The organism is Citrobacter sp. Ce119 (genome assembly GCF_030334525.1).
In the GTDB taxonomy this organism is placed as follows: domain Bacteria; phylum Pseudomonadota; class Gammaproteobacteria; order Enterobacterales; family Enterobacteriaceae; genus Citrobacter; species Citrobacter europaeus.
On record NZ_JAOWDR010000051.1, the window covers coordinates 86,313 to 112,365 of the forward strand.

The window sequence follows — 26,053 nt, forward strand, 5'->3', positions numbered from 1 at the left end:
CATCAGACTTCATCTACAGGGAATAATAACATGCAGCCAAATGACATCACTTTTTTTCAGCGTTTCCAGGATGACATTCTGGCCGGACGCAAAACCATCACCATTCGTGACGAGTCCGAATCACACTTCAAAACCGGTGACATTCTACGGGTTGGACGCTTTGAGGATGAGGGATACTTCTGCACGATTGAGGTTGTTGGCACCTCAACCGTTACGCTGGATATGCTGACGGAAAAACATGCCCAGCAGGAAAATATGACGCTTGAAGAACTTAAACATGTCATTGCTGAGATTTACCCGGATCAAACGCAATTTTATGTGATTGATTTTAAATGCCTTTAATTATAAAGGTACGCCTGTTAGCTGAAATTATAAAATTAACATAATGATTTTTATGGGTTAATTTTTATCTGGGAATTATTTTAGCTAACAGGTGTTCACTGGAACCATTCTCAGTTACGCTAGAGGAGCAATCACGATAGTGCACGTTTCTCGGGAGTAAGTTATGGTTCAGAAGCCATTAATCGCGCAGGGATATTCGCTGGCAGAGGAAATAGCCAACAGCATCAGTCACGGTATCGGGCTGGTGTTTGGGATTGTCGGACTGGTGTTATTGCTGGTCCAGGCAGTGGATACCAACGCCAGCGTTATGGCGATAACCAGCTATAGCCTGTACGGCGGCAGCATGATCCTGCTGTTTCTCGCCTCAACCTTGTATCACGCGATCCCCCATCAGAGAGCGAAAGTCTGGCTGAAAAAATTCGACCATTGTGCGATTTATCTGCTGATTGCCGGGACCTACACACCATTTCTGCTGGTGGGACTGGATTCGCCACTGGCACGTGGGTTGATGATTGTTATCTGGAGCCTGGCGCTGATCGGTATTTTATTCAAACTGACCATTGCGCACCGGTTTAAGGTTCTCTCACTGGTAACCTACCTGACAATGGGCTGGCTATCACTGATTGTGGTGTATCAACTGGCGGTTAAACTGGCTGTGGGGGGCGTGACGTTGCTGGCCGTTGGTGGTGTGGTGTATTCGCTGGGCGTAATTTTCTACGTTTGTAAGCGTATTCCATACAACCATGCTATCTGGCACGGCTTTGTGCTGGGCGGCAGCGTTTGCCACTTTCTGGCGATTTATTTGTATGTTGGACAGGCGTAATCCTTGATTCCGGATGGCGGCTAACGCCTTATCCGGCCTACAAAATGTGCCTGTAGGCCGGATAAGCGTAGCGCCATCCGGCGTTAATCTTTTACTCTTCCAGTGAATACGGCAGCGGCACAATATGCAGCGTTTTCGCGTCGTCACGAACGCGGAACACGCTGTCGGCTTCCATATCGTTATTCATCACAACCTGCACCAGTATCTGACCATCAGCCAGTTGCACCGCGGCGAGTACGGTGCCGGTACGGCGCCAGTTCTCGCCCATTTTCAGCTCCAGGTCTTCACCCGCTTCTGGTACCCGACTGGCCGCACCTGCCAGAGTCCACATGGCGCGTTTGTTGGCTCCGCGGAATTTTGCGCGAGCAACCATTTCCTGACCGGTATAGCAGCCTTTTTTAAAACTGATCCCGCCCAGTGCCTGCAGATTGGTGGCTTGCGGAATAAACTGCGCACTGTTGGCAGTATCAATAACAGGAATACCTGCTTCTATATCCAGCGCCAGCCACTGCTGGCTGTTATTTAACTCCGCTTCACCGCGCAGCTTCTCTACCAGGGTTTCCGCCGTTGCAACATTAACGATCAGCAGGAAACGCTCAGCAGGATGTTCGAACCACAACAGGGTGGAAGAACCGTCAGTAATAACCTGTTTATCGCTGTTTGGTAATTCGCTAAAGAGATTGGCCAGCGCCGCACGCGCCTGGAACCCCGCTACACCCAGCAGTACTCGCTCGTCGTCCGGGACAATCGCCACCTTCGAGAAAACCGCATATTTTTTCAGCTCAGTGAGCTGCGCATCACGCAGGCTACGGCGCTCAAGCCATGCAAAACCGTCACCCTGGCGGAACAGACGCAGGTTGCTCCACATTTTACCTTTGGCGTCACAATGTGCAGCCAACAGGTGCTGATGCTCGGTCATCTGGCTGACATCCGCCGTGACCTGACCCTGAATATACTTCTCACTGTCGACACCGGTGATGGTGGCGAGCGCCCAGTCATCGAGCGTCATTAGCGTCAGAGGCAAACGCGTTGACGCGAAAGGCTGGCGAGGAGGAAAAGATGTAAAAGCCATAATAATGTCCTGATTTGCTTAACGCAGTGATAATGACTAATGGTAAAAGAGCTATGGCCCATTGCAAGCGGTTTAAACAGGCTATTTGTGCCATATATTAAGCTTTGCGAGGAGACATCCAAAAATGCTGAATCCTTTGACTTAATGCGGTTTTATTTAGCGAACACGCTTCCGTTTAATGATATTCCCGTAAATGTGCGGGAAAAACACGTTACAATAGCGGGATACTTCGTTTTCGCGAGACAGGGAGAAGAACATGGATATTAACAACAAAGCGCGTATTCATTGGGCATGCCGTCGCGGTATGCGCGAGTTGGACATCTCGATCATGCCGTTTTTCGAACATGAATACGACAGCTTAAGTGACGAAGAAAAACGTATCTTTATCCGTCTGCTAGAATGTGATGATCCAGACTTGTTTAACTGGTTGATGAATCATGGGAAACCAGCTGATGCTCAGTTGGAGCAGATGGTGCGACTTATCCAGACACGGAATCGGGAACGTGGTCCAGTGGCAATCTGATTTACGCGTTTCATGGCGCGCGCAATGGCTTTCGCTGCTCATTCATGGGCTGGTGGCGGTATTCATTTTATTGATGCCCTGGCCATTGAGCTACACCCCATTATGGCTGGTTCTGCTCTCTCTGGTGGTGTTCGATAGCGTCCGAAGCCAGCGCCGAATTAACGCCTGTCAGGGCGAGATTCGGCTGTTGATGAACGGTCGACTGCGCTGGCAAGGGCAAGAGTGGTCTATTGTTAGCGCACCCTGGATGGTCAAAACGGGCATGATGCTGCGTTTGCGTTCTGATGTCGGAAAGCGTCAGCATTTGTGGCTGGCGGCAGACAGTATGGATGATGCTGAGTGGCGGGATTTGCGACGGTTAATACTGCAACAGGCGAAGCAGGGATAACGTCGATAAATGCCTGGTGGGGCGCAGCTTTAAGGTCTCGGTTCGGTCAATAAAGTAGGCCGGATATGGCGTATACGTCAGGATCCGGCAAAGTGGTTATCAGGACCAGTGTTCGGCCATTTCACCAAGAATTTGCTCGCACCAGGCCTGAATGCGTTCATCGCTGAGATCGTACTGATTTGTTTCGTCCAGCGCTAGGCCAACAAACAGCTGTCCATCGGCAATGATGGGTTTATCGCTGGTGAATTCATAGCCTTCGGTTGGCCAGTAACCAACAAATTTTACGCCCTTGGTGACCAGCTTATCATGCAGCATACCCAGCGCATCCAGGAACCATTCGCCGTAACCCAACTGATCGCCCATACCGTAAAGCGCAACGATTTTGCCCTCCAGGTTGAGGTCGTCCAGTTGCTCCCAGACTGCTTCCCAGTCCTCCTGAATTTCACCGAAATCCCAGGTCGGGATGCCCATAATGAGCACGTCATACTGCTCCATTAAGCTCGGGGAATCATCTTTGAGGTTGTGCAGTGTCACCAGTTCGGGACCCAGGATATCGCGGATTTTTTCTGCTGCCATTTCGGTGTAGCAGGTGCTGGAACCGTAAAAAAGACCCATGTTCATGACGTAAACATCTCAATTCTGCTGTAGCGTTGCGGGTAGTGTAACAGAATCGCCGCATTCTCGGCACAATGAGGCATAATGCATCAAAAATGAGAGTGGATTAAGGGGCGCGAGTGGAACAGGATCTGGCGCGCATCGAGCAGTTTCTTGATGCCCTGTGGCTGGAACGAAATCTGGCGGAAAACACATTAAGTGCGTATCGTCGCGATCTGACCATGCTTGTCGAATGGCTACATCACCGCGGCGCTTCGCTTGCGACTGCGCAGAGTGATGACCTGCAAGCATTTCTGGCTGAACGGATGGATGGGGGATATAAAGCCACCAGCTCCGCACGCTTGCTCAGTGCAACGCGGCGTTTTTTTCAGCATCTGTACCGTGAGAAATATCGCGAAGATGACCCCAGCGCCTCGCTTGCATCACCTAAACTTCCGCAGCGTCTGCCCAAAGATCTCAGTGAGGCACAGGTAGAACGACTGCTGCAGGCACCGCTCATCGAACAACCGCTGGAGCTTCGCGACAAAGCCATGCTGGAAGTGTTGTATGCCACGGGCCTGCGCGTGTCTGAACTGGTGGGGCTGACGATGAGTGACGTCAGCCTGCGTCAGGGCGTGGTCCGGGTGATCGGTAAAGGTAATAAAGAGCGCCTTGTCCCGTTAGGTGAGGAGGCGGTGTACTGGCTGGAAACGTACCTGGAACATGGTCGTCCATGGTTGCTCAACGGTGTATCGATTGATGTGCTGTTTCCCAGCCAGCGGGCGCAACAGATGACCCGTCAAACGTTCTGGCATCGTATTAAACATTATGCTGTGTTGGCTGGAATCGACAGCGAAAAGCTGTCTCCGCACGTCCTGCGGCACGCGTTTGCCACCCATCTGCTCAACCATGGCGCTGACCTGCGCGTGGTGCAGATGCTACTGGGGCATAGCGATCTCTCGACAACGCAGATTTATACTCATGTCGCAACGGAGCGCTTGCGGCAACTACATCAACAGCATCACCCGCGAGCGTGAGTGCTGACAGGAAAGGATAGGTTATGAAAAAACGTTTTATGATGTTCACTCTGCTGGCGACGGCGTTTTCCGGCATGGTACATGCAGACGATGCGGCGATTCGCCAGTCATTAGCGAAGCTGGGCGTTCAGAGTACCGAGATTCAGTCAGCTCCGGTTGCGGGCATGAAAACGGTACTGACCAATAGCGGCGTGCTGTACGTTACTGAAGACGGTAAACATATTATTCAGGGACCGATGTATGACGTGAGTGGCGCGAGCCCGGTAAATGTCACCAATCAGCTGCTAATGAAACATTTGAACGCGCTGGAGAACGAGATGATCGTCTACAAAGCGCCGCAGGAAAAACACGTCATTACCGTTTTTACCGACATCACCTGTGGCTACTGCCACAAGCTGCATGAAGAGATGAAAGATTACAATGCGTTAGGGATCACCGTACGCTATCTGGCCTTCCCTCGTCAGGGACTGGAAAGCCAGGCCGAGCAGGACATGAAGTCTATCTGGTGCGCGAAGGACAAAAACAAAGCCTTTGACGACGCCATGGCTGGCAAAGATGTGAAAGCGGCGACCTGTGATGTGAACATCGCTAACCACTACGCGCTGGGCGTACAGTTTGGCGTCAGCGGTACGCCGGCGATTGTGCTGAGCAATGGCTACGTAGTGCCAGGCTATCAGGGCCCGAAAGAGATGAAAGAATTCCTCGATGCGCATGCAAAACAAACCAGCGGTAAATAATTCGCGTGAAACAACAGATACAACTTCGTCGGCGTGAGGCCGACGAGACCGCCGAGCTACCTGCTGACTTGCCGCCATTGCTGCGCCGTTTATACGCCAGTCGCGGCGTGCGCAGCGCGCAGGAGCTTGAGCGTAGCGTGAAAGGCATGCTGCCGTGGCAGCATTTGAACGGCGTCGAAAAAGCGGTAGAAATCCTCTATAACGCCTTTCGTGCGGGAACCCGCATCATCGTGGTCGGTGATTTTGACGCCGATGGCGCCACCAGTACAGCGCTCAGCATCCTGGCAATGCGCGCGTTGGGCTGCAGCAACGTGGACTACCTGGTGCCTAATCGTTTTGAAGACGGCTATGGCTTAAGCCCGGAAGTGGTGGATCAGGCTCATGCTCGTGGCGCTCAACTGATTGTCACCGTAGATAATGGCATCTCGTCCCATGCGGGGGTTGAACATGCCAGAACGTTGGGGATCCCGGTCGTTGTGACCGATCACCACCTGCCAGGGGACACGCTGCCGGGCGCTGAAGCGATTATCAATCCTAACCTGCACGATTGTGAATTCCCGTCTAAATCGCTGGCAGGCGTTGGCGTGGCCTTCTATCTGATGCTGGCGCTACGCACCTTCCTGCGTGACAAAGGCTGGTTTGATGAACGAGGCATTACGCCGCCGAACCTGGCGGATTTGCTCGATCTGGTCGCGCTTGGCACGGTGGCCGATGTGGTCCCGTTGGATGCCAATAACCGCATTTTGACGTGGCAAGGCTTAAGCCGTATTCGTGCCGGAAAGTGTCGCCCGGGTATTAAAGCGCTGCTGGAGATTTCCAATCGCGATCCACTCAAATTGGCTGCCAGTGATTTAGGTTTTGCCCTCGGGCCCAGACTGAACGCGGCGGGGCGCCTGGACGATATGTCCGTTGGCGTGGCGCTGTTGCTGTGCGACAACATTGGCGAAGCGCGCGTGTTGGCTAATGAGCTGGACGCACTCAACCAGACGCGCAAAGAGATAGAGCAGGGTATGCAGGCCGAAGCGCTGACCCTGTGTGAAAAGCTGGAACGCAGTAGTGATATGCTACCGGGCGGTCTGGCGATGTATCATCCCGAGTGGCATCAGGGGGTGGTGGGGATTCTGGCATCGCGTATTAAAGAGCGCTTCCACCGTCCGGTGATTGCGTTTGCTCCTGCCGGTGACGGTACGCTGAAAGGCTCCGGGCGTTCGATTCAGGGGCTGCACATGCGCGATGCGCTGGAGCGCCTGGACACCCTTTATCCGGGCATGATCCTCAAGTTTGGCGGTCACGCCATGGCGGCGGGATTGTCGCTGGAGGAGGCGCAGTTTGAACGTTTTCAGCAGCGTTTCGGCGAACTGGTAACCGAGTGGCTGGATCCCGCTTTACTGCAGGGCGAAGTAGTGTCAGACGGACCTTTGAGCGCGGCGGAGATGACCATGGACGTCGCGCAAATGCTGCGTGATGCCGGGCCGTGGGGGCAAATGTTCCCTGAACCGCTGTTTGACGGGCATTTCCGTTTGCTCCAGCAGCGTCTGGTCGGTGAGCGTCATCTGAAGGTGATGGTCGAGCCTGTTGGCGGCGGTCCACTGCTGGACGGTATTGCGTTTAATGTCGATACCACCTGCTGGCCGGACAACGGTGTTCGTGAAGTTCAGCTTGCCTACAAACTGGATATTAACGAGTTTCGCGGCAACCGCAGCTTGCAGATTATTATCGACAATATCTGGCCAGTCTGACGAATTTAGTGTGTATAAAATTGAGCCGGGATCCGGTACAATCCCGCTCTTATAACCGCATTTTGACTAGTCCAATAAAAGAAATCAGACAATGTTTGAAATTAATCCGGTAAATAACCGCATTCAGGACCTCACGGAGCGCTCTGACGTTCTTAGGGGGTATCTTTGACTATGATGCCAAGAAAGAGCGTCTGGAAGAAGTAAACGCCGAGCTGGAGCAGCCCGACGTGTGGAACGAACCCGAACGCGCTCAGGCGCTGGGCAAAGAGCGTTCCTCCCTTGAGGCCATCGTTGATACGCTCGATCAGATGAGCCAGGGCCTGGAAGATGTCTCCGGCCTGCTGGAACTGGCTGTAGAAGCCGACGACGAAGAAACCTTTAACGAAGCCGTAGCAGAACTCGATACCCTGGAAGATAAGCTGGCCCAGCTGGAATTCCGTCGTATGTTCTCCGGTGAATATGACAGCGCAGATTGCTATCTCGATATTCAGGCTGGCTCCGGCGGTACGGAAGCGCAAGACTGGGCAAGCATGCTGATGCGTATGTATCTGCGTTGGGCTGAAGCGCGCGGCTTTAAGACCGAAATTATTGAAGAATCTGAAGGTGAAGTGGCGGGTATTAAATCCGTGACCATCAGAATTGCTGGCGAATATGCGTACGGTTGGCTGCGGACTGAAACCGGCGTACACCGTCTGGTTCGTAAGAGTCCGTTCGACTCCGGCGGTCGTCGCCATACGTCGTTCAGTTCTGCGTTTGTTTATCCGGAAGTTGACGATGATATTGATATCGATATCAACCCGGCGGACCTGCGTATTGACGTTTATCGCGCCTCTGGTGCGGGCGGTCAGCACGTTAACCGTACGGAATCTGCGGTGCGTATTACCCACATCCCGACCGGGATCGTGACGCAGTGTCAGAACGACCGTTCCCAGCACAAGAACAAAGACCAGGCCATGAAGCAGATGAAAGCGAAGCTTTATGAACTGGAAATGCAGAAGAAGAATGCCGAGAAACAGGCGATGGAAGACACTAAGTCAGATATCGGCTGGGGTAGCCAGATTCGTTCTTATGTCCTTGATGACTCCCGCATCAAAGATCTGCGTACCGGGGTTGAAACCCGCAACACGCAGGCGGTGCTGGATGGCAGCCTGGATCAATTTATCGAAGCAAGTTTGAAAGCAGGGTTATGAGGAACCAACATGTCTGAACAACACGTACAGGGCGCTGACGCGGTAGCCGACCTTAACAATGAACTGAAGACGCGCCGTGAGAAGCTGGCGAGCCTGCGCGAGCAGGGGATCCCATTCCCGAACGATTTCCGTCGCGATCATACCTCAGACCAACTGCATGCTGACTTTGACGCGAAAGAAAATGAAGAGCTGGAAGCGCTGAACATCGAAGTATCCGTTGCTGGCCGTATGATGACCCGCCGTATTATGGGCAAAGCATCATTCGTTACGCTGCAGGATGTTGGCGGTCGCATTCAGCTGTACGTTGCTCGCGACGATCTGCCGGAAGGCGTCTACAACGAGCAGTTCAAAAAATGGGATCTGGGCGATATCCTCGGCGCGAAAGGTAAGTTGTTCAAGACCAAGACTGGTGAGCTGTCTATTCATTGCACCGAGCTGCGTCTGCTAACCAAAGCGCTGCGCCCGCTGCCGGATAAATTCCACGGTCTGCAGGATCAGGAAGCGCGCTATCGTCAACGCTACCTGGATCTCATCTCTAACGATGAATCCCGCAACACCTTTAAAGTGCGTTCACAGATTATGGCGGGTATCCGTCAGTTCATGGTGGGTCGCGGCTTTATGGAAGTAGAAACCCCGATGATGCAGGTGATCCCAGGCGGTGCGGCAGCGCGTCCGTTTATCACTCATCATAACGCGCTGGATCTGGACATGTATCTGCGTATCGCGCCGGAACTGTACCTCAAGCGTCTGGTGGTTGGCGGCTTCGAACGCGTTTTCGAAATTAACCGTAACTTCCGTAACGAAGGCATCTCTGTTCGCCATAACCCAGAGTTCACCATGATGGAACTCTACATGGCTTATGCGGACTACAAAGATCTGATCGAGTTGACCGAATCACTGTTCCGTACGCTGGCGCAGAACGTTCTGGGAACGACTGAAGTGCCTTACGGTGAAGAAGTCTTCGACTTCGGTAAGCCGTTCGAAAAACTGACCATGCGCGAAGCGATTCAGAAATACCGTCCGGAAACCAATATGGCCGATCTGGATAACTTCGACTCTGCAAAAGCGATTGCTGAATCTATCGGCATCAAGGTTGAGAAGAGCTGGGGTCTGGGCCGTATCGTGACCGAGATCTTTGAAGAAGTTGCGGAAGCGCACCTGATTCAACCAACCTTCATTACCGAGTACCCGGCAGAAGTTTCTCCGCTGGCGCGTCGTAATGATGAAAACCCGGAAATCACCGATCGCTTCGAATTCTTCATCGGTGGACGTGAAATCGGTAACGGTTTCAGCGAGCTGAACGATGCGGAAGATCAGGCGCAGCGTTTCCAGGATCAGGTTAACGCCAAAGATGCGGGTGATGACGAAGCGATGTTCTACGACGAAGACTACGTTACCGCTCTGGAACACGGCTTGCCGCCGACTGCGGGTCTGGGTATTGGTATCGACCGTATGGTTATGCTGTTCACCAACAGCCATACCATCCGCGATGTGATCCTGTTCCCGGCGATGCGCCCGGTTAAGTAAGATGTGAAATGCCGGATGGTGGCTGATGCCTTATCCGGCCTACTATTTATTATGTAGGCCAGGTAAGCGTCGCCCCATCAGGCAGTCAATTCCTGTTGGCAAACTTGCGCAGTAATTCTCGCGCCTTATCGTTTGCAACCTGTAATACCATCCATGGGCTAAAAGCCCATGGCGTCGCGTCAATTCCGCTTAAGACATCCTCAAGATTGCCCCACTGGCAATCCATCACTTCATCTGGGTTTAGCTGTAGCTCACTGACGATCTGTGCGGCATAAACCGGGCATACTTCGTTTTCCACTATTCCACTCGGGTCCGCAGCGCAATAACGAAAATCAGCATACACGGGGCTGAGCGCGTCAATGTCTACACCCAGTTCGAAGCGAGCCCGGCGGACAATAGCGGCTTCGGTACTTTCACCCAACTGCGGGTGACCGCAGACAGAGTTGGTCCAGACGCCTGGCCAGGCTTTTTTATGCAGTGAGCGGCGGGTCACCAGCAGTTGTCCCTGGTCGTTAAATATCCAGCAGGAAAACGCAGCGTGCAGAGGCGTTGTGGCGGTATGCGCCGCATACTTTTCCAGTGTTCCACAAGGCTGGTCCTGCTCATTCAATAATATGACATGTTCCTGTCGCATAGCATCCACCATCAATCTTAAGCACCCATATTATATGCTTAATTAAGTCATAATGATTAACAGAGGGTGTGAAATGCCAGCGTCGACGTCTCGTTGCGCGATATGATTTGGCTTCCGGTTTCTGGCTGCTATGATAAAGCGTCTGAAAATGTTGCGAGGTATTGTTTTGAGTGCAGGACGCCTGAAGAAAAATGGCCTGAGTATCGCGATGCTGCTGTGTGTCGGTCTGCTGTTAGCAGGGTGTTCCGGGAGCAAGTCGTCTGATACAGGAAGTTATTCCGGCTCCGTGTATACCGTGAAGCGGGGAGATACGCTATACCGTATTTCGCGCGCCACCGGGACCAGCGTGAAAGAGATCGCCCGCCTGAATAATATTTCACCGCCCTATACCATTGAAGTAGGACAAAAGCTAAAAGTTAGCAGCGGCGCGAAATCCAGTTCTGGCTCTGGCAAAGCAACCAAAAAATCCGCAACCAAAACGGCGGCGGTCAGACCATCTTCTTCTGTGCCGCAGTCGTCGTGGCCGCCAGTGGGGCAACGCTGTTGGCTGTGGCCCGCCAGCGGTAAAGTGATCCTGCCTTATTCAACCGCGGACGGCGGCAATAAGGGCATTGATATCTCGGCTGCGCGCGGTACGCCGATTTACGCGGCCGGAGCCGGGAAGGTGGTTTATGTCGGCAATCAGCTGCGGGGTTACGGTAATCTCATTATGATTAAGCACAGTGAGGATTACATCACTGCGTATGCGCATAATGACACCATGTTGGTGAACAACGGTCAAAACGTGAAAGCCGGGCAGAAGATCGCGACGATGGGCAGCTCGGATGCGACTACGGTGCGGCTGCATTTCCAGATCCGCTACCGGGCGACAGCTATCGATCCGCTGCGTTATTTGCCGCCGCAGGGCAGTAAACCAAAATGCTGACGGTGAATTAATCGCCAGTCAGTCGGTTAGTCCCTTGCCAAGAAGAGCGTAAGGTTTATAATCCCTTACGCACTTCAATGCGGGCGTAGTTCAATGGTAGAACGAGAGCTTCCCAAGCTCTATACGAGGGTTCGATTCCCTTCGCCCGCTCCAGTTCTTCTACTCACTGACTCTCCTGATTCAATTATCCTTCTAAATTTCAATGTGTTACTTCGTTTATCGTTAATCGGACTCATGTCATAACTATGTAGGCCAAAGCGACTGTGGTAGAAAGCTGGTGGGATTTGATACTCCTTCTGAGAGATACTCCCTGTGAAACTAACAATCCACATGAGCTAATAAAGGAATGTTTAAAGCGTCTGCACATCTACCAAAATTAATAAATTACATGTTTATTAAGGTAACTGATTTAATTCTAATCATCCGACCACGAGATTGTTCAAATACATAAAAAATACGAGTTAGCCTACTACTTCTTACCATTTCTAATACTTGCAAGGTCGAGCGGATCGTAAGCCTTGTATATATTACATCAATACTGTCGAAGAATACGGAAAATATAGTGAGATTGGCTATAGTTATACTGATTAAGATCTCACCCAGTACCAATAAAAATTTAAGCGTAGGGACATGCGTGACAATTCAGGCATATCACCTCTAAGCGTGGTGTGTATGTCGTGAATTTGTAAGATAATGTTTCTGTGGGTTTTGAGACTTTTCTCATTTTGAATAAAAGATGAAAGTTTGTTTTCACAGTCATTGCTAATAATACAACCAATAAGAGCAATAAATTGCCAACATTCATTAGTATTTCAAATCCAAAATGGAATGATTGATAGGTTTTAGTTATGGATGGTGAGGGGTTGATATCACATCCTTGTTGTGTAAAAGTTCATTTCATGTACTTAGCAATATTAATAAAATAAATTACTCGGTTGTTAGGTATTTGCTTAGAGGGTAGGTGTGCTTGAAAGTACGCCTTTACCTTTACCATGGATGAAATAGAGTTGTTTGAGGTTATGGAGGCTTCATGAAGTATCAACATTTCTGGCCACCAAATGATATTTACTTTGGGGTTGGCGTCGCTGGTATTATTGATGAAATGTCACTGATTACAAACGAAAGAAATTATTTATTCGTGAGCCTTAATCGATACAGCTTGCGCAGTACGTTGATCTTTTTTTCACGGAATAAAGATATTAATAAAATCATAATCATCATTTCCAGTTCACGATTGATGCCTTTAGCTCTTTTTTGGCTGGATAATATCAAAAATGTTATTGCTGTTTTCGATACCACAACGCCAGTGCCGGAGATGATAAAAAAAATAAGCCTGTATCGAAATGGTGACAAGATAACGGCAGGGCGGAGGGAATGCAGCTTTAAGATCAGCAAAAAAGATATCATGAAGATGAAGTATTTCTTGACCGAAAGCGGTATGGAGGAGCTACAGGATAGATTTATGAACTCACCGTCTACATTGTATCGTTGGAGAAAAGAGGTCGCCATGAAATTTGGTGTGCGGGACCCTCGGTATCTTCTATTGCCAGATTAAACAACCATGCATTAACTCAGTAACAATTACATTTTAAGATCCGGAATTTAATTACTGTTTTAGTACGGATTCTGCATACGACTTTCGTATGATTATAATTAGAAAATATACAATTCTAGTCTTAATTAGACTGAAAATTATCGCAATCACAATACCAATAGATATGCTGGCTAAGCTCGCCAGGGGCGGTAGCATTCCAGAAATATCTGGGATTAGTTTAAAATTAATAAATACTAAATAAAGGACTTATCAGTAATGATCAGCAAAGATGATGTGAAAATTGCCATTATCGGACTCGGATATGTTGGTTTACCGTTAGCCGCTGAATTTGGGAAAATTCGTCAGGTGGTTGGTTTTGATGTTAATCATAAACGTATACTTGAGCTAAAAGAAGGGATCGATGTCAATCTCGAAACTACAGAAGAAGAGTTACGTGATGCTCGTCATCTGACATTTACTTCATCAATTGATGAAATCAGAGAATGCAATTTTTACATCATTACTGTCCCGACGCCGATCAACGATTACAAGCAACCAGACCTCACCCCTTTGATCAGGGCAAGTGAAACCGTTGGCAAGGTACTGAAACCGGGGGATATTGTCGTGTATGAGTCTACGGTATATCCAGGATGTACCGAAGAAGAATGCGTGCCGATACTGGAGCGCATATCAGCGATGACATTTAACAAAGACTTCTTCGTTGGCTATAGCCCAGAGCGTATCAATCCCGGCGATAAAAAATACCGACTGACAACTATTAAGAAGATTACCTCTGGTTCAACTGCGGAAACGGCCTGTTTGGTTGATGCAATCTATCGACAGATCATCACGGCAGGAACATACAAAACCGAAAGCATTAAGATCGCGGAAGCGGCAAAAGTGATCGAAAATACCCAGCGTGATCTCAATATCGCGCTGGTAAATGAATTGGCTATTATCTTTAACCGATTAGAGATCGATACTGAAGCCGTGCTGCGAGCCGCGGGAAGTAAATGGAACTTCCTGCCATTCCGTCCGGGACTGGTTGGTGGTCACTGCATTGGTGTCGATCCTTACTATCTGACTCATAAATCTCAGGGCATCGGTTACTATCCAGAAATTATCCTCGCAGGCCGTCGACTCAACGATAATATGGGCAACTATGTTTCGGGACAGTTGATTAAAGCCATGATCAAAAAAGGAATTAACGTTGAGGGTTCTAACGTTCTGATTCTGGGGTTTACTTTTAAAGAAAACTGCCCGGACATCAGAAATACCCGCATTATTGATGTTGTAAAAGAATTGGGTAATTACAGTTGTAATGTTGATATTTATGACCCTTGGGTTGATGCCGAGGAAGTGGAAGAAGAATACGGGATTATACCTGTATCGGAAATCAAAACTGCATCTTATGATGCCATTATTGTCGCAGTCGGACATGAGCAGTTTAAGCTGATGGGGAGTCATGATATTCGTGGGTTTGGAAAAGATAAACATGTGCTTTATGATCTGAAGTATATTCTTCCCCCTGAGCAGTCAGATGTGAGGTTATAATCATGACAGCTTATGATGAATTAAAAATACAACTTGTTCTTGAACCAAAACGTTGGCTTATTACTGGCGTAGCCGGTTTCATCGGCTCAGGGTTATTGGAAGAACTGCTCTTTTTAAATCAAACGGTAATTGGGTTGGATAATTTTTCAACTGGCTATCAGCATAACTTAGAGGACGTGCGCGCCGCTGTCAGTGAAGAACAATGGTCCCGGTTTACCTTTATTCATGGGGATATTCGATCGTTTGCCGATTGCCGGGCTGTTTGTGAGAACGTCGATTACGTTTTACATCAGGCTGCTCTGGGAAGCGTACCACGTTCTTTACAGGATCCTATCACGACAAATAGTGCTAACATTGATGGTTTTTTAAATATGTTGACGGCGGCGAGAGATGCACATGTATCTGGTTTCACCTATGCAGCAAGCAGCAGCACTTATGGCGACCATCCCGATTTACCTAAAATAGAGGAACGGATCGGCCGACCATTAAGCCCGTATGCGGTAACAAAATACGTCAATGAATTATATGCTGATGTGTTTGCACGTAGTTATGATTTTAACGCTATTGGCTTACGCTACTTTAATGTCTTTGGCCGCCGCCAAAATCCTAACGGCGCATACTCCGCAGTCATTCCACGTTGGATACTATCACTACTTAAAGATGAACCGATTTATATCAATGGCGATGGTACAACGAGCCGTGATTTTTGCTATATAGAGAATGTAATTCAGGCCAATCTATTATCAGCAACGACTAATAACTTAGCCTCAAAAAATAAAGTCTATAATGTGGCTGTCGGAGATAGAACGTCACTTAATGAGCTTTATTATCTTATTCGCGATGGATTAAATTTATGGCGGGATGAGCAAAATTGTGCTGAGCCAATTTATAAGGATTTTCGTGACGGTGACGTTAAGCATAGCCAGGCTGATATAACCAGAATAAAAAAATTGCTTTCGTATGAGCCAGAGTTTGATATCAAAGAAGGACTGAAACAAACTCTAAAATGGTATATTGATAAGCAAACTATCTTGTATTCCTGAGTATAACTGCTCATTTTCTTTTTACGTGGATGAATTTAATGAAATCGTCAGGGATGTTTACGCTTACAGCAATTGGTAGTTGCCGTATTGTGAGTCCAGTAAAACGAGCTCAGCCTTATTTTAATTTTCAGGCTAACTTTAAGAAAATTTACGGGTTTACGCATACGAGCAGTGAGGCATTACAGCAAATTCGTTTTTTTCTAGGCTTGATAGATATTCCGGATCAGGTCCGACCATTTATTTTTAGACCTGCTGTAAGTTATTTAAACACCGATGTTCATAGTCCTTCTGATTTCTATATCGTTGAAATTTCGAGTCAGAAGAAGATTATGGCCTATGGATTCTGCTTACAAATAAATTATTTAACTCGTCATTTCTATGAGTTTTTTAGCCAAACAGAGCGAGCACGCGCCTACTGGTCGCTAGCGTCGCAAGGAAATCAGCACAAACTACTGGCCTATCTCAAAGACGATCCCTGTTTTGCAGGAATGTCGGAAAGCGATCGTGCCTTATTAAGCAGTATCAATGTCGAGCAGATGGATGAGCATGCTATCGAACAGGATATGCAGGAAATCGTTCAGCTTCTCGGTCGCGATCGCGTTATGTTTATGACCCATATTGATGCTGTCACTCGTGCAGGAACTGTCATTCAGTCCCGCAGTCGGTTGATTAAAAATGTCGACACCATCGCCGCAAGGATGGGTATTCCCTGCGTTAATCCAACAAATTTGATGGAAAAATGGGGGCAAAAACGTGCGTTGGAAAAAAATGGCGACGATCTTACTCATTATACCGACATGTTTGGTGATGCTATCGTTGCGACCATTTTTAAGAATGTGATCAACAGTACTAATCATCATCTTGATGAGGGGCGGCAAGAGAAACAAGACCAAATACGTGAACTTACCTTATCGATCACGAAGCAGCTTGCGGATGGCGACATTATTGCCGCGTCACAGCAACTTTTTGCCGCATTAAGACATCAACAGAAAGAGCCCGTTCTGATTCAACTTCGATCCGTAATTTTTAGTCGCTTAGGTTATTATGAACAGGCTTATCAGGATATTAGTGATGTTGAGAAAATTATCGGTACGACTGACAGTACCTTACGTTGCCGGCTGAGGTCTCTACATGGATTAGCGCGTTGGCAGGAAGCTTTATCGACGGCCGAGATGATGCTTTCTAATGAGATTGAAGATGAAGAAGTACTTACCGTTGCCGCCAGCTCAGCCGATGCTTTACAGCTATTTGACAAGTCATATCAATACTGGAAACGTGTACTGTTATTGAATCCTGTAACCCAAAGCGGATGGGTTAGTTTCCTGAGTAGCACACAATATTTCAATGGTGGCAACGCATTTTCCGACGCTTTCCAGGCCGGCATTCAATCGCAGTGTTTAAATGATGCGTTTATGGAGACAGCGCTATCATTGGCAGTCAAATTCAGGGATGAATTGATTTTCATGAAGACGCTCGAGCAGTTACTCCGCCATGAGTCAGAATTTGCGCTGACGGTGTTGTCGACAATTCATGATACCGGCCTCGTAATCCGAACGGCTTTCTGCATCAAGAATATGAACTATCAACAGGCGCTTAGCACCTCGTATAAAGATAAACTCCACGATGTTTTTGAGGCATGGAACAATACTGCGCTGTCGCTACATTCGGTTGAAGATTTTGTCTCACTGAGTACTTCGCTGGTGTACAGCTACTCTGCATTTATGGTTTATCCCCACGCACGTATTTCTCGCTTTAATAATGAAGTTAAAGCGGCATGGCGCGATAAATTAAGAGAAATGTATGAGCGCGAGGATTATGAAAATATCCTGGCAGGGGCAAAAATTGTGTGGCCGCTTCTGGAGTTCGATCCTGTTAGCACCGTATATTGTGCAAGAACGTTGGTGAATCTTGGTGCCTGGAAAGAAGCGTGCACACTGGCCCACATGACCTTGATTCGTAACTCGAACATTACCAGCCTGCAGTCGATTATGTTACGTAGCATACGTCACATTAACGATATCCCATTTCTCATAGATTTGATTGCTAACGTCATGAGCATTTCTCCATCCTTCCAGAATGCATCAATGAACGACTTGTTCGAGAAAGAATGTCGCAATGTCGCTACCAGAGCCCTTAAATGTGTCCGCCAGAAGAAAAGCGAAGGGCGTCTGGATGAAGCATTGTCTTTATTGATTAGCATGAAACGTATTGATCCTGATGCTTCTCGTCTGATGCGTGAATATAAGCAAATTATCAGATTATTTAATGATTCTCTGAGGGATGGCGGTAGCGCTATCGCTTCTTATGAACATCTTGATTATGCGAAAAAATTACTCGTTTTTGATAGCGAAAATGCCTACGCCTTGAAATATGCCGCATTAAATGCGATGCATTTGCGCGACTACTCGCAGGCTTTGCAGTATTGGCAGCGACTGGAGAAAGTGAACGGGCCAACGGATTCGGTGACAAGGCAGGTAACGACCTGCATAACCGCATTGCAAAAGAATACATCAGGGAAGTCATAATGATAACGCAGGAAGAAAAGTTAGCGGCGCTAGGAAACACGCTTTCAGCATTGAAAAAAGAGAGGAAGCTTGCGCAAGCTATTGCGTTAATTGACAGTGAATTACCGGCCGAGGATTTAACTTCATTAGCGACGCTAAAAAAAGCAGAATTTCTTCATGATTTTAATGAAACGGAGCGTGCGTACGCGCTCTATGAAACGCTGATTGCACAAAACAATGACGAAGCTCGTTATGAGTATGCGCGTCGTTTATATAATGCTGGGCTAGCCAAAGATGCACAGATGATTCTGACAAACGTTAGCAGCGGCGTTCAGAAAAAATATAACAATTATTTAGGCAAAATAAATAAGATCTGCGATTTACTCGAGCGCCTTGAAGGGGAAGCGATCCCTGTGGGGACCAACACCCGTATTATTGCGATGAAGCATGCCATCTTGTCATATCGAAATCGTCAGACGCGGCGGCTTCCTGTCGGGTCTTTCGGTCGCCTTTCACTCTGTACTGGCTCGTTAGGTAGCGGTGGCGCAGAGCGTCAGATTTCCAGGCTGGCTATCGAGATCGCCAGAAAATACCAGCAACAGGGGAAAATTGGCGGCCTAAAAGTAGAAGAACCGGTGGAACTTATTATTCGCTCCCTGTCACCGGAGCTCAGACAAGACTTTTTCCTAAAAGAAGTGCTGGAGGAACAGGTTGAGGTACTGGAAATCGCAAAGATTACCGGAAACTTCTTTGACGATGCGACAATCGAATCTCCGGAACTGCGCTTATTGCTCTCTCATCTCCCACCAGTGTGTAACTATGGCATCAAGCATCTGGTGCCCCACTTATGCGAGCGTAAGCCGGACTATCTCTCCGTCTGGCAGGATGGCGCTTGTCTGATGATTGCGCTTGCAGCGCTGATTGCTGGCGTACCCAGAATTCAACTAGGATTACGCGGGTTGCCGCCTGTGGTGAGAAAACGTCTTTTCAAGCCGGAATATGAGCCTCTCTACCGGGCACTGGCGGTCGTGCCTGGCGTTGATTTTATGAGTAACAACCATTGTGTGACCCGGCATTATGCCGACTGGTTGCAGTTGGATGCGCAGCACTTCCAGGTTGTATATAACGGCGTCTTACCGCCATCCACCGAACCTTCTTCTGAGGTGCCACAAAAAATCTGGCAGCAGTTTACGCAAAAAACGCAGGATGCGGACACGACTATTGGCGGTGTTTTCCGCTTTGTAGGCGATAAGAATCCTCTCGCCTGGATTGATTTTGCAGCACGCTATTTACATCACCATCCCGCCACGCGTTTTGTGCTTGTTGGCGATGGGGATTTGCGCGTTGAAGCTCAGCAACGCGCCGAGCAATTGGGGATTCTGGAGAGGATATTATTTGTCGGCGTCTCGCGTGACGTGGGGTATTGGTTGCAAAAAATGAACCTATTCATTTTGTTCTCTCGTTATGAGGGATTGCCCAATGTGCTTATTGAAGCACAAATGGTCGGGGTACCAGTGATTTCGACTCCTGCAGGCGGATCGGCTGAATGCTTTATTGCGGGTATTTCAGGTTTTATTCTTGATGATGCACAGACGGTCAATCTTGACCAGGCTTGTAGCTATGCAGAACAGTTGGTCAATTTATGGCGTAGCAGAACCGGTATTTGCGAACAGACGCAGTCATTTTTACAAGAGCGTTTTACCGTGGAGCATATGGTGGAAACGTTTGTACAGACCATTGCCTCACAGCCACGTTAATTATTGGACGGCATTTTTTCAATTTTTTTATTTATATAATAAGTTATGAAAAAAATTATTATTGTATTAATGACATTTATCCTGCTCTCAGGATGCACTATTCCCAGAGCGGGATTTAAGTCCAGCTTGATTAATCAGGATGATCCTCATTATCGTCTGGTCGAAGTCACGCCAGAATTAAAACTGAGTGATGCCGATAATGCGACGAAAACTATTGTCGATCCGGTCTTTGCCGAAAATAACTGGCACTGGACATCTTTGGCTAAAGGTGATGTGCTGCATATCACTATTTTATCCTCGGGCGGCGCGGGGTATTTGTCCAATAACGCGAGCGGCGACCGGGCGGATTTTGAAAATATTCTTGTGACTGACAGTAATATTGTTCAGGTGCCTTATGCTGGGACAATTCCTGTTACCGGCATGGATGTGACGCAACTGGCTGAAGAGGTCAGAAAGCGGCTTTCGCGCGTTGTCCTGAACCCTCAGGTACTGGTAACGCTCACTGCCCGCACGGGGGCCATGGTGACCGTCGAGGGCAGTGGGAAAACGGGGCGTTACCCTCTTGAACGGAGTATGAATCGTCTAAGTCATTTTTTGGCAACGGCGGCGGCGATGGAAACTACCAGCGCAGATATGATGGAAGTTCACGTGACGCGTCAGCAGCATTATTTTAATGCGCGCCTGTCAGATATTTATCAGTATCCAGCGTTGGATATTGTCTTACAGCCGGATGATCGCATTACTCTGCGCCAGGTGACCGAATATGTGAATGTTCTTGGTGCGGCGGGTGTTCAGGGGAAACATGCTCTGGTTCAGCGTCATTCCAGCGTAGTGGATGCCTTGGCGCTGGCTAAAGGATTAAACGACAATCTTGCCGATCCGCAATCAGTGTTTCTGTACAAGCATAATGAAGCAGAACAAGCGAAGCAGCAGATGCGTAAGTTGAATATCTATCATGTCAATATGGGTCTACCTGATTCATTTTTTTTAGCGCAGGCCATGCGAGTGGAAGATGGTGATATTATCTATATCTCTAACGCCTCTTTGACAGATTTCGCTAAGGTAAAAGCCGCATTCGATAGCTTTTTGATCCGTGGCTCTAATTCTTTCTAATGTCGCTATATGAATATTTTGAAAAATAATACTTATTATTTTGTAAAACTCATTTCCGTCTGTGAGTTGATTATTTTACTCATGTCGCGCGACATCAAGACGCGATATAATGGTAATGTGCTAAATTATATGATGGTATTGGCCGTGCCATTGGTATGGATAACCATTACCGTTATTTCCTTCCAATATTTGAATCGTGCAGTTCCAATATTTACTGACGATATCAGCTTTGTTATTTCAGGTATATTACCGTATCTGTTATTTCGCTACACCATTACTGCAACCATGCGCACTCGTTCATTCTTTACATCACTGGCGGTTGTCTCTCAGGTTAAAAAACGATATGTGATTTTTGCTCTCGCCGCAGTCGAATTTGTTAATGCGGTTATCATTTATATTATTGTTTCATTGATTAACTTTCTTATCTTCTCCCGTTGGGAAGCCCATAAACCGATCCTTATTTTTGAAGGGATGGTTATCGCCTGGCTGCTGGGGCTATCGTTTGGTTACTTTTGTGATGCTCTGTCTGAACGGTTTTCGCTGGTCTATAAAGCGGTTCCTGTGGTGTTAAGACCTATGTTTTTGATTTCAGCTGTATTTTATACTGCGAATGAATTGCCATATTCATTATTAAGTATATTCAGTTGGAATCCTCTTCTTCATGTCAATGAGATAGTCAGAGAAGGAATGTTTGAAGGGTACCACTCTTTTTACCTTGAACCTTTTTATCCTCTGGCATTTTCCGCAACGTTATTCCTCGCGGGCATCATTTTTCACCGGGTTTATGACACTAAAAATCACTGACTTTAGCTTCAGGAGAGACGCGTTCGTGTTCGGTTTATTAGGTTGTACACGCTATTTTGAGTCTGATAAAGGCCCGCGAGTGGTCCTTGATAAAACAGATTTTGTCATGGATTACCATGAGCATATCGGTATTCTGGCGGCTCCTGGTTCAGGCAAAACGACGCTAACTCGAGTGCTGTGCGGCATAGATGCTCCTGATGAAGGGGATTTTCTGGGGCTGCGGGGTGATGCACTTCCGCTGGGGGCAAATGCTTTTGTTCTGCCCGGATTAACCGGCGAAGAGAATGCGCGCATGATGGCCAGTCTTTATGGTCTGGATGGAGATGAGTTTTCACATTTTTGCTATCAATTGACCCAGCTTGAACAGCGCTATACCGACAGGGTGAGTGAATACTCTGTCACGATGAAAGCGCATCTGGCATTTGCCATTAATTTACTGCTTCCCTGCCGTCTTTATATTGCCGATGACAAGCTGTATACCGGGGACAATGCCTCACAATCGCGTATGCAGGAGGCGCTAGCTCATGAGCTAAAGCAGAAAGGGTTGATTGTGCTAACACGCAACCCCCGGCTTATTAAAGAACACTGCCATGCCTTTGGCGTATTGCTGCATGGGAAAATTACCATGTGTGAAGATTTAGCCCAAGCGTCTGCGCTTTTTGAACAATATCAGTTAAATCAGGCGATGATGCAAACTGATGATTATTCTTTTGATATTTAAATAGAAAATATACGGATAGCGTGTGGAAAATTCAGAACGTATTAAAAAATGGAAAGAAGGAAGGGCGAAGGTAGCAGAAGAAAGCCGAGCCTCGCGACTGCAACAAAAAGAAGAATGCGCCCTTCGCCAGAAGGAAAAAATGGCAGAATCGATAAGTCATAATCGACCAGACTCAGTCTGGTCCGCGACGGATGCTGATTCTGTCCGTAGAGCATCATTGGTTATTAAAGAACGGCGTGTTCAGCAAGCCAAACGATCGCTACGTCGACTCTTTCTTTATATTGCTTTGCCGCTACTGATTATTATGCTTATGTCGTGGTTATTAACCTCGCGTTTTTACAGCGCGGATGCCACCTTTATTGTGCAAACTGATGCCAGCCAGGATAATTTTTCTGGAACAGCTTTCTTTGGCGCAGGTAATGAGATGTCAGAAGGCTTTCAGGTTCGCGAGTTTATTCTTTCGAAAGAAATGATGGATCGAATGGAAAAAGAACTCGGCTTTTTATCTTATTTTGCGCAAGATGATATCGCATTATTTTCCCGCTATCACGCGCCGCTGGGAATTAATGATGATCCCTATCGTTACTATTTATCAAAAGTCTCGGTCGCTATTGATATTCAACAGGGCATGCTGCGTTTAAACGTGAAGGCACGGAGTGCGGAACAGGCTGAGTTTTTTGCCCAGCGTATTTTGGCTTTTGCGGAACAGCACGTTAATACCGTTTCAGCGCGGATGCAGCAGGAACGGATATTATGGCTGGAGAACGATGTTAAATCGGCCCAGGAAAATCTGGGGGCGGTTCGGCTTGAATTGCTAAAAATACAGCATATACAAAAAGATATTGAACCACAGGAAACAGTGACCGCGATTTATCAACTGATTGCAGGTTTTGAAACGCAACTGGCGGAGGCGAAAGCGGAATATGCGCAATTAATGGCTAATGGTTTGGATCAAAACCCCCTTATTCCCAGACTGTCGGCCAAAATCAAGGTCCTGGAAAAGCAGATCGGCGAGCAGCGTAACCGTCTGTCCAATAAGTTAGGGTCGCAGGGATCTTCAGAAAGTTTGTCTTTGTTTGAAGATCTTCGCCTGCAGAGTGAAATCGCTAAAACACGCTGGGAATCTGCGTTACAAACCTTACAGCAGGGGAAGCTGCAAGCGCTACGTGAGAGGCGGTATTTGCTGATCATTTCTCAACCAATGGTGGTGTCGGACACCACCCGCTATGCCGATGGTACAAAGTGGTTACTGTTCTTTGTGTTGCTGGGTATCGCGTACCTGGTGACCTCGCTCCTGATAACCATCAGGCGGATGCGTGAATAAAGCTTATTAAGGAAAAACGATGAGCTTGCTCTCTACATGTGAAAAAATATCGCCTACCACCCTGCTCAAACAAGAGGATTGGGATGGGCTATACCGCTATTTTGCTCAGCATCCTGAAAAAGTGCTCGATAGTGCCGGAAATGAGCAGAATATTATTATCTTCGCCATTGCGTGTTTACGTAAAGATGAAACAGATGCCGGGATGGCGTTATTGTCCGACCGTGTGCTGACGGCAAGGAATAGTCGTAATTTATTGCGACGATGGGTTATTTCGCCGCTGGCATCACATCATCGGGACACTGTACTACAGGTGGTTAACAAACTGCTGGCGGTGAATGCGTGCCAGCCGGATGATGTTCTGCTGGTCGCAAGCGCACTGCTTAAAAGTAAACAATATACGACTGTTGCTGATTTAACCGAGCGGGCACGGCTCGTTTTTTCTGGTAACAGCAAAATTTTTGCGCTCCATTTGCGCAGCTTGACTCTGGCGGATAAAGGGCAACAGGCAATCTCGCTGGCCAGAATTCAGGCGCAGGAAGTTCCCCCACGGGTAGATATGATTGCGACCTGCCTCAGTTTCTTAAATAAAAGCCCCCTACCAGGCGATTATGACCTGGCCTGCGCATTGCTCCCTTTCTTCGCTTTAGAAAAGCAGGAGTCGGCGGGTCTGGCGATTGATACGCTCTGCGCTGTTGGCAAATATCAGGAAGCCATTCAGACTGGAGAATCCGCATTAGCCCGTGGGTTAGATGGCGCTGCGCTGCGTCGTAGCCTGGGGCTTGCCTGCTATCAATCCGGCCGCAGCCAGGAAGTGAAGCTTCAGGCCGCTGAGCATTGGCGTCATGCTCTACGTTTTACCCCTGATAATTTGCGTATCGTGACCCTGTATACCGATGCCTTAATCAGAACGGGTCAGAACGAGAAAGCCATTCCGTTGCTGCAACAGTCGCTCGCTTGTCATCCTGCACTTCATTATGTCAGAGCAATGTATGCTCGAGCGCTGCGTCAGGTGGGGCAATACGCTGCTGCCAGCGATCAATTTGTACAACTGGCAAAGGAAAAAGGGGTTACGAGCAAATGGAACCGTTATGCCGCGGCGGCGTTGTTACAGGCGGGGAAAACAAGCGAAGCGGAAAACGTTTTTGCACACTATGTTCGGGCCAGGGGAAATCATCTGCCTCAGTCATTCGAGGAGGGGCTGTTGGCGCTTGATGGGAAAATTTCCGCCGTTAACCTGCCGCATGAGCGCCTTGACTGGGCATGGGAAATTGCCGGCAAACAGTCAGGTATCGAGCGCCATGAATGGGAGCGCCGAGCGAAGTGGGGCTATCTTGCAGATAATTTTCTCCTCGACTGGCTTGAATGCCGAGGAGAGCAGGCCGACGAACCCATGTACCGATTGGCCGATATATCGCATGTTGAGCAGTTTTTCCGAGGGCTGCAGCTCGATCAGCGTGGCTGCATTATTGTCTCGGCTCATCTGGGCGCAATGTATGCCGGGCCGATGATCCTGTCTTTGCTGGAGATGAACAGCAAATGGGTGGCTTCCACTCCTGGCGTGCTCAAAGGGGGCTACGGTGAGCGATTGATTTCGGTTAGCGATAAAAGCGAAGCGGACGTGGTCAGGGCATGCATGCAGACCTTACATAGTGGGCAGTCGCTTGTGGTGGCGATAGACGGTGCGCTGAATTTGAGTGCGCCGACTATCGACTTTTTCGGTCAGCAGATTACCTACTCTTCCTTTTGCTCTCGCCTTGCCTGGAAAATGCACTTGCCAACCGTATTTGGTGTTCCGGTTTGGCGAGACGGGCGCATCCATTTTGTGCTGGAGAAAATGGTCTCTCCGCATAGATTCGAAAGTCAGTCTTCTTTCATTGCTCGCTGGAAGGACAATTACCTTAAATGTGTTACTCAAATCCTGAAAAGCGGTCCGGAAAACCTGAGACTTTCGGGAGGGATTTGGCGAAACATCACGCGTAGGGATGAATCAACTTCGGGCTGAAAAGACGTCAGTCCTACGATGCTTATGACGCATCAGGTGGGACCGCCCGCTAAGTAAAACTGAGTGAGTGTATTTTTAAAGCATCCGTTCATTAACGTTCGGGTGCTTTTTTCGTTCTAACAGGCTTAACTATTTGAGAATTAAATAATAACTACGTTATGCCGGG

The 26,053-nt window shown here is 48.1% G+C and carries 23 protein-coding genes and 1 tRNA gene; 21 read left to right on the plus strand and 3 right to left on the minus strand.

Going from position 1 to position 26,053, the window contains the following annotated elements; translation table 11 throughout:
• The first annotated feature begins 30 nt into the window (after positions 1–30).
• Positions 31–342 carry a N(4)-acetylcytidine aminohydrolase gene (gene yqfB / locus OGV80_RS13050; protein WP_047408909.1) on the plus strand — a complete coding sequence of 104 codons (312 nt, stop codon included), beginning with the start codon at positions 31–33 and terminating at the stop codon, positions 340–342.
• 163 nt (positions 343–505) lie between these two features.
• A complete protein-coding gene (gene trhA, locus OGV80_RS13055; RefSeq protein WP_087051219.1) occupies positions 506–1,165 on the plus strand; it encodes a PAQR family membrane homeostasis protein TrhA in 660 nt (219 codons plus the stop codon).
• Between the two features lie 91 nt (positions 1,166–1,256).
• Here the strand turns inward: trhA and ygfZ are convergent, their stop codons facing one another.
• On the minus strand, positions 1,257–2,237 hold the full coding sequence (gene ygfZ / locus OGV80_RS13060; protein ID WP_043017507.1) for a tRNA-modifying protein YgfZ: 981 nt from the start codon (positions 2,235–2,237) through the stop codon (positions 1,257–1,259).
• Positions 2,238–2,493: 256 nt separating this feature from the next.
• Here ygfZ and sdhE point away from each other — a divergent pair, with 256 nt between their 5' ends.
• Positions 2,494–2,760, plus strand: coding sequence for an FAD assembly factor SdhE (gene sdhE, locus OGV80_RS13065; RefSeq protein ID WP_016154349.1), 267 nt, complete (start codon positions 2,494–2,496; stop codon positions 2,758–2,760).
• Entirely contained in the window at positions 2,741–3,148 is a 408-nt protein-coding gene (locus tag OGV80_RS13070) for a protein YgfX (protein ID WP_043017506.1), read from the plus strand. The genes sdhE and OGV80_RS13070 overlap by 20 nt, the downstream gene beginning before the upstream one ends.
• Before the next feature lie 99 nt (positions 3,149–3,247).
• Here OGV80_RS13070 and fldB read toward each other — a convergent pair whose 3' ends face one another.
• Positions 3,248–3,769 carry a flavodoxin FldB gene (gene fldB, locus OGV80_RS13075; RefSeq protein ID WP_043017505.1) on the minus strand — a complete coding sequence of 174 codons (522 nt, stop codon included), beginning with the start codon at positions 3,767–3,769 and terminating at the stop codon, positions 3,248–3,250.
• 113 nt (positions 3,770–3,882) lie between these two features.
• Here fldB and xerD point away from each other — a divergent pair, with 113 nt between their 5' ends.
• From xerD to lysS, 5 genes are all read left to right on the plus strand, one after another.
• A complete protein-coding gene (xerD, locus tag OGV80_RS13080; protein WP_087052034.1) occupies positions 3,883–4,779 on the plus strand; it encodes a site-specific tyrosine recombinase XerD in 897 nt (298 codons plus the stop codon).
• Positions 4,780–4,802: 23 nt separating this feature from the next.
• The gene (dsbC, locus tag OGV80_RS13085) at positions 4,803–5,516 is read left to right on the plus strand and encodes a bifunctional protein-disulfide isomerase/oxidoreductase DsbC (protein WP_043017504.1); all 714 of its coding nucleotides are present in this window, start codon (positions 4,803–4,805) and stop codon (positions 5,514–5,516) included.
• Positions 5,517–5,521: 5 nt separating this feature from the next.
• Entirely contained in the window at positions 5,522–7,255 is a 1,734-nt protein-coding gene (gene recJ, locus OGV80_RS13090; protein ID WP_047408916.1) for a single-stranded-DNA-specific exonuclease RecJ, read from the plus strand.
• 91 nt (positions 7,256–7,346) lie between these two features.
• Positions 7,347–8,445, plus strand: a protein-coding gene (prfB, locus tag OGV80_RS13095) for a peptide chain release factor 2 (protein ID WP_096878465.1) whose coding sequence is annotated in 2 segments (ribosomal slippage) — positions 7,347–7,421 and positions 7,423–8,445 — 1,098 coding nt in all. Because the reading frame shifts where the segments join, the coding sequence is not laid out codon by codon here.
• 9 nt (positions 8,446–8,454) lie between these two features.
• Positions 8,455–9,972 carry a lysine--tRNA ligase gene (lysS, locus tag OGV80_RS13100; RefSeq protein ID WP_005123357.1) on the plus strand — a complete coding sequence of 506 codons (1,518 nt, stop codon included), beginning with the start codon at positions 8,455–8,457 and terminating at the stop codon, positions 9,970–9,972.
• Positions 9,973–10,057: 85 nt separating this feature from the next.
• Here lysS and idi read toward each other — a convergent pair whose 3' ends face one another.
• Entirely contained in the window at positions 10,058–10,606 is a 549-nt protein-coding gene (idi, locus tag OGV80_RS13105; protein ID WP_043017502.1) for an isopentenyl-diphosphate Delta-isomerase, read from the minus strand.
• Positions 10,607–10,772: 166 nt separating this feature from the next.
• On the opposite strand from idi, the gene actS reads away from it, so the two are divergent.
• From actS to vexE, 12 genes are all read left to right on the plus strand, one after another.
• Positions 10,773–11,531 carry an amidase activator ActS gene (actS, locus tag OGV80_RS13110; protein WP_043017989.1) on the plus strand — a complete coding sequence of 253 codons (759 nt, stop codon included), beginning with the start codon at positions 10,773–10,775 and terminating at the stop codon, positions 11,529–11,531.
• Between the two features lie 79 nt (positions 11,532–11,610).
• Positions 11,611–11,684: transfer RNA gene (locus tag OGV80_RS13115), tRNA-Gly, on the plus strand.
• A gap of 877 nt (positions 11,685–12,561) precedes the next feature.
• On the plus strand, positions 12,562–13,086 hold the full coding sequence (locus OGV80_RS13120) for a Vi polysaccharide biosynthesis protein TviA (RefSeq protein WP_043017475.1): 525 nt from the start codon (positions 12,562–12,564) through the stop codon (positions 13,084–13,086).
• 255 nt (positions 13,087–13,341) lie between these two features.
• Complete coding sequence (gene tviB / locus OGV80_RS13125) at positions 13,342–14,619, plus strand: Vi polysaccharide biosynthesis UDP-N-acetylglucosamine C-6 dehydrogenase TviB (RefSeq protein ID WP_043017474.1); 1,278 nt, start codon at positions 13,342–13,344, stop codon at positions 14,617–14,619.
• 2 nt (positions 14,620–14,621) lie between these two features.
• On the plus strand, positions 14,622–15,662 hold the full coding sequence (gene tviC / locus OGV80_RS13130; protein WP_043017473.1) for a Vi polysaccharide biosynthesis UDP-N-acetylglucosaminuronic acid C-4 epimerase TviC: 1,041 nt from the start codon (positions 14,622–14,624) through the stop codon (positions 15,660–15,662).
• A gap of 29 nt (positions 15,663–15,691) precedes the next feature.
• Positions 15,692–18,187, plus strand: a complete 2,496-nt coding sequence (gene tviD, locus OGV80_RS13135; protein ID WP_286515089.1) for a Vi polysaccharide biosynthesis protein TviD — start codon at positions 15,692–15,694, stop codon at positions 18,185–18,187.
• The gene (gene tviE / locus OGV80_RS13140) at positions 18,187–19,923 is read left to right on the plus strand and encodes a Vi polysaccharide biosynthesis glycosyltransferase TviE (RefSeq protein WP_087052036.1); all 1,737 of its coding nucleotides are present in this window, start codon (positions 18,187–18,189) and stop codon (positions 19,921–19,923) included. Before tviD ends, tviE begins: the two co-directional genes overlap by 1 nt.
• 45 nt (positions 19,924–19,968) lie before the next feature.
• On the plus strand, positions 19,969–21,036 hold the full coding sequence (gene vexA / locus OGV80_RS13145) for a Vi polysaccharide ABC transporter protein VexA (RefSeq protein WP_043017470.1): 1,068 nt from the start codon (positions 19,969–19,971) through the stop codon (positions 21,034–21,036).
• A gap of 9 nt (positions 21,037–21,045) precedes the next feature.
• Positions 21,046–21,840 (plus strand): Vi polysaccharide ABC transporter inner membrane protein VexB, encoded by a 795-nt coding sequence (gene vexB, locus OGV80_RS13150; protein ID WP_043017469.1) that lies wholly within the window; start codon positions 21,046–21,048, stop codon positions 21,838–21,840.
• A 25-nt stretch (positions 21,841–21,865) separates the two neighbouring features.
• Positions 21,866–22,561 (plus strand): Vi polysaccharide ABC transporter ATP-binding protein VexC, encoded by a 696-nt coding sequence (gene vexC / locus OGV80_RS13155; protein WP_043017468.1) that lies wholly within the window; start codon positions 21,866–21,868, stop codon positions 22,559–22,561.
• 22 nt (positions 22,562–22,583) lie between these two features.
• A complete protein-coding gene (gene vexD, locus OGV80_RS13160; RefSeq protein ID WP_043017467.1) occupies positions 22,584–23,885 on the plus strand; it encodes a Vi polysaccharide ABC transporter inner membrane protein VexD in 1,302 nt (433 codons plus the stop codon).
• Positions 23,886–23,904: 19 nt separating this feature from the next.
• A complete protein-coding gene (gene vexE / locus OGV80_RS13165) occupies positions 23,905–25,887 on the plus strand; it encodes a Vi polysaccharide transport protein VexE (RefSeq protein WP_087052037.1) in 1,983 nt (660 codons plus the stop codon).
• Positions 25,888–26,053: the final 166 nt, after the last annotated feature.

Bases quoted from the DNA above. Each gene is read 5' to 3' on its own strand.
- trhA (WP_087051219.1), top strand. From the start codon at position 506: ATGGTTCAGAAGCCATTAATCGCGCAGGGATATTCGCTGGCAGAGGAA.
- vexB (WP_043017469.1), top strand. From the start codon at position 21,046: ATGAATATTTTGAAAAATAATACTTATTATTTTGTAAAACTCATTTCC.
- lysS (WP_005123357.1), top strand. From the start codon at position 8,455: ATGTCTGAACAACACGTACAGGGCGCTGACGCGGTAGCCGACCTTAAC.
- ygfZ (WP_043017507.1), bottom strand. From the start codon at position 2,237: ATGGCTTTTACATCTTTTCCTCCTCGCCAGCCTTTCGCGTCAACGCGT.
- vexE (WP_087052037.1), top strand. From the start codon at position 23,905: ATGAGCTTGCTCTCTACATGTGAAAAAATATCGCCTACCACCCTGCTC.
- OGV80_RS13120 (WP_043017475.1), top strand. From the start codon at position 12,562: ATGAAGTATCAACATTTCTGGCCACCAAATGATATTTACTTTGGGGTT.
- dsbC (WP_043017504.1), top strand. From the start codon at position 4,803: ATGAAAAAACGTTTTATGATGTTCACTCTGCTGGCGACGGCGTTTTCC.
- sdhE (WP_016154349.1), top strand. From the start codon at position 2,494: ATGGATATTAACAACAAAGCGCGTATTCATTGGGCATGCCGTCGCGGT.
- fldB (WP_043017505.1), bottom strand. From the start codon at position 3,769: ATGAACATGGGTCTTTTTTACGGTTCCAGCACCTGCTACACCGAAATG.
- tviD (WP_286515089.1), top strand. From the start codon at position 15,692: ATGAATTTAATGAAATCGTCAGGGATGTTTACGCTTACAGCAATTGGT.
- idi (WP_043017502.1), bottom strand. From the start codon at position 10,606: ATGCGACAGGAACATGTCATATTATTGAATGAGCAGGACCAGCCTTGT.
- tviC (WP_043017473.1), top strand. From the start codon at position 14,622: ATGACAGCTTATGATGAATTAAAAATACAACTTGTTCTTGAACCAAAA.
- tviE (WP_087052036.1), top strand. From the start codon at position 18,187: ATGATAACGCAGGAAGAAAAGTTAGCGGCGCTAGGAAACACGCTTTCA.
- tviB (WP_043017474.1), top strand. From the start codon at position 13,342: ATGATCAGCAAAGATGATGTGAAAATTGCCATTATCGGACTCGGATAT.
- yqfB (WP_047408909.1), top strand. From the start codon at position 31: ATGCAGCCAAATGACATCACTTTTTTTCAGCGTTTCCAGGATGACATT.
- vexA (WP_043017470.1), top strand. From the start codon at position 19,969: ATGAAAAAAATTATTATTGTATTAATGACATTTATCCTGCTCTCAGGA.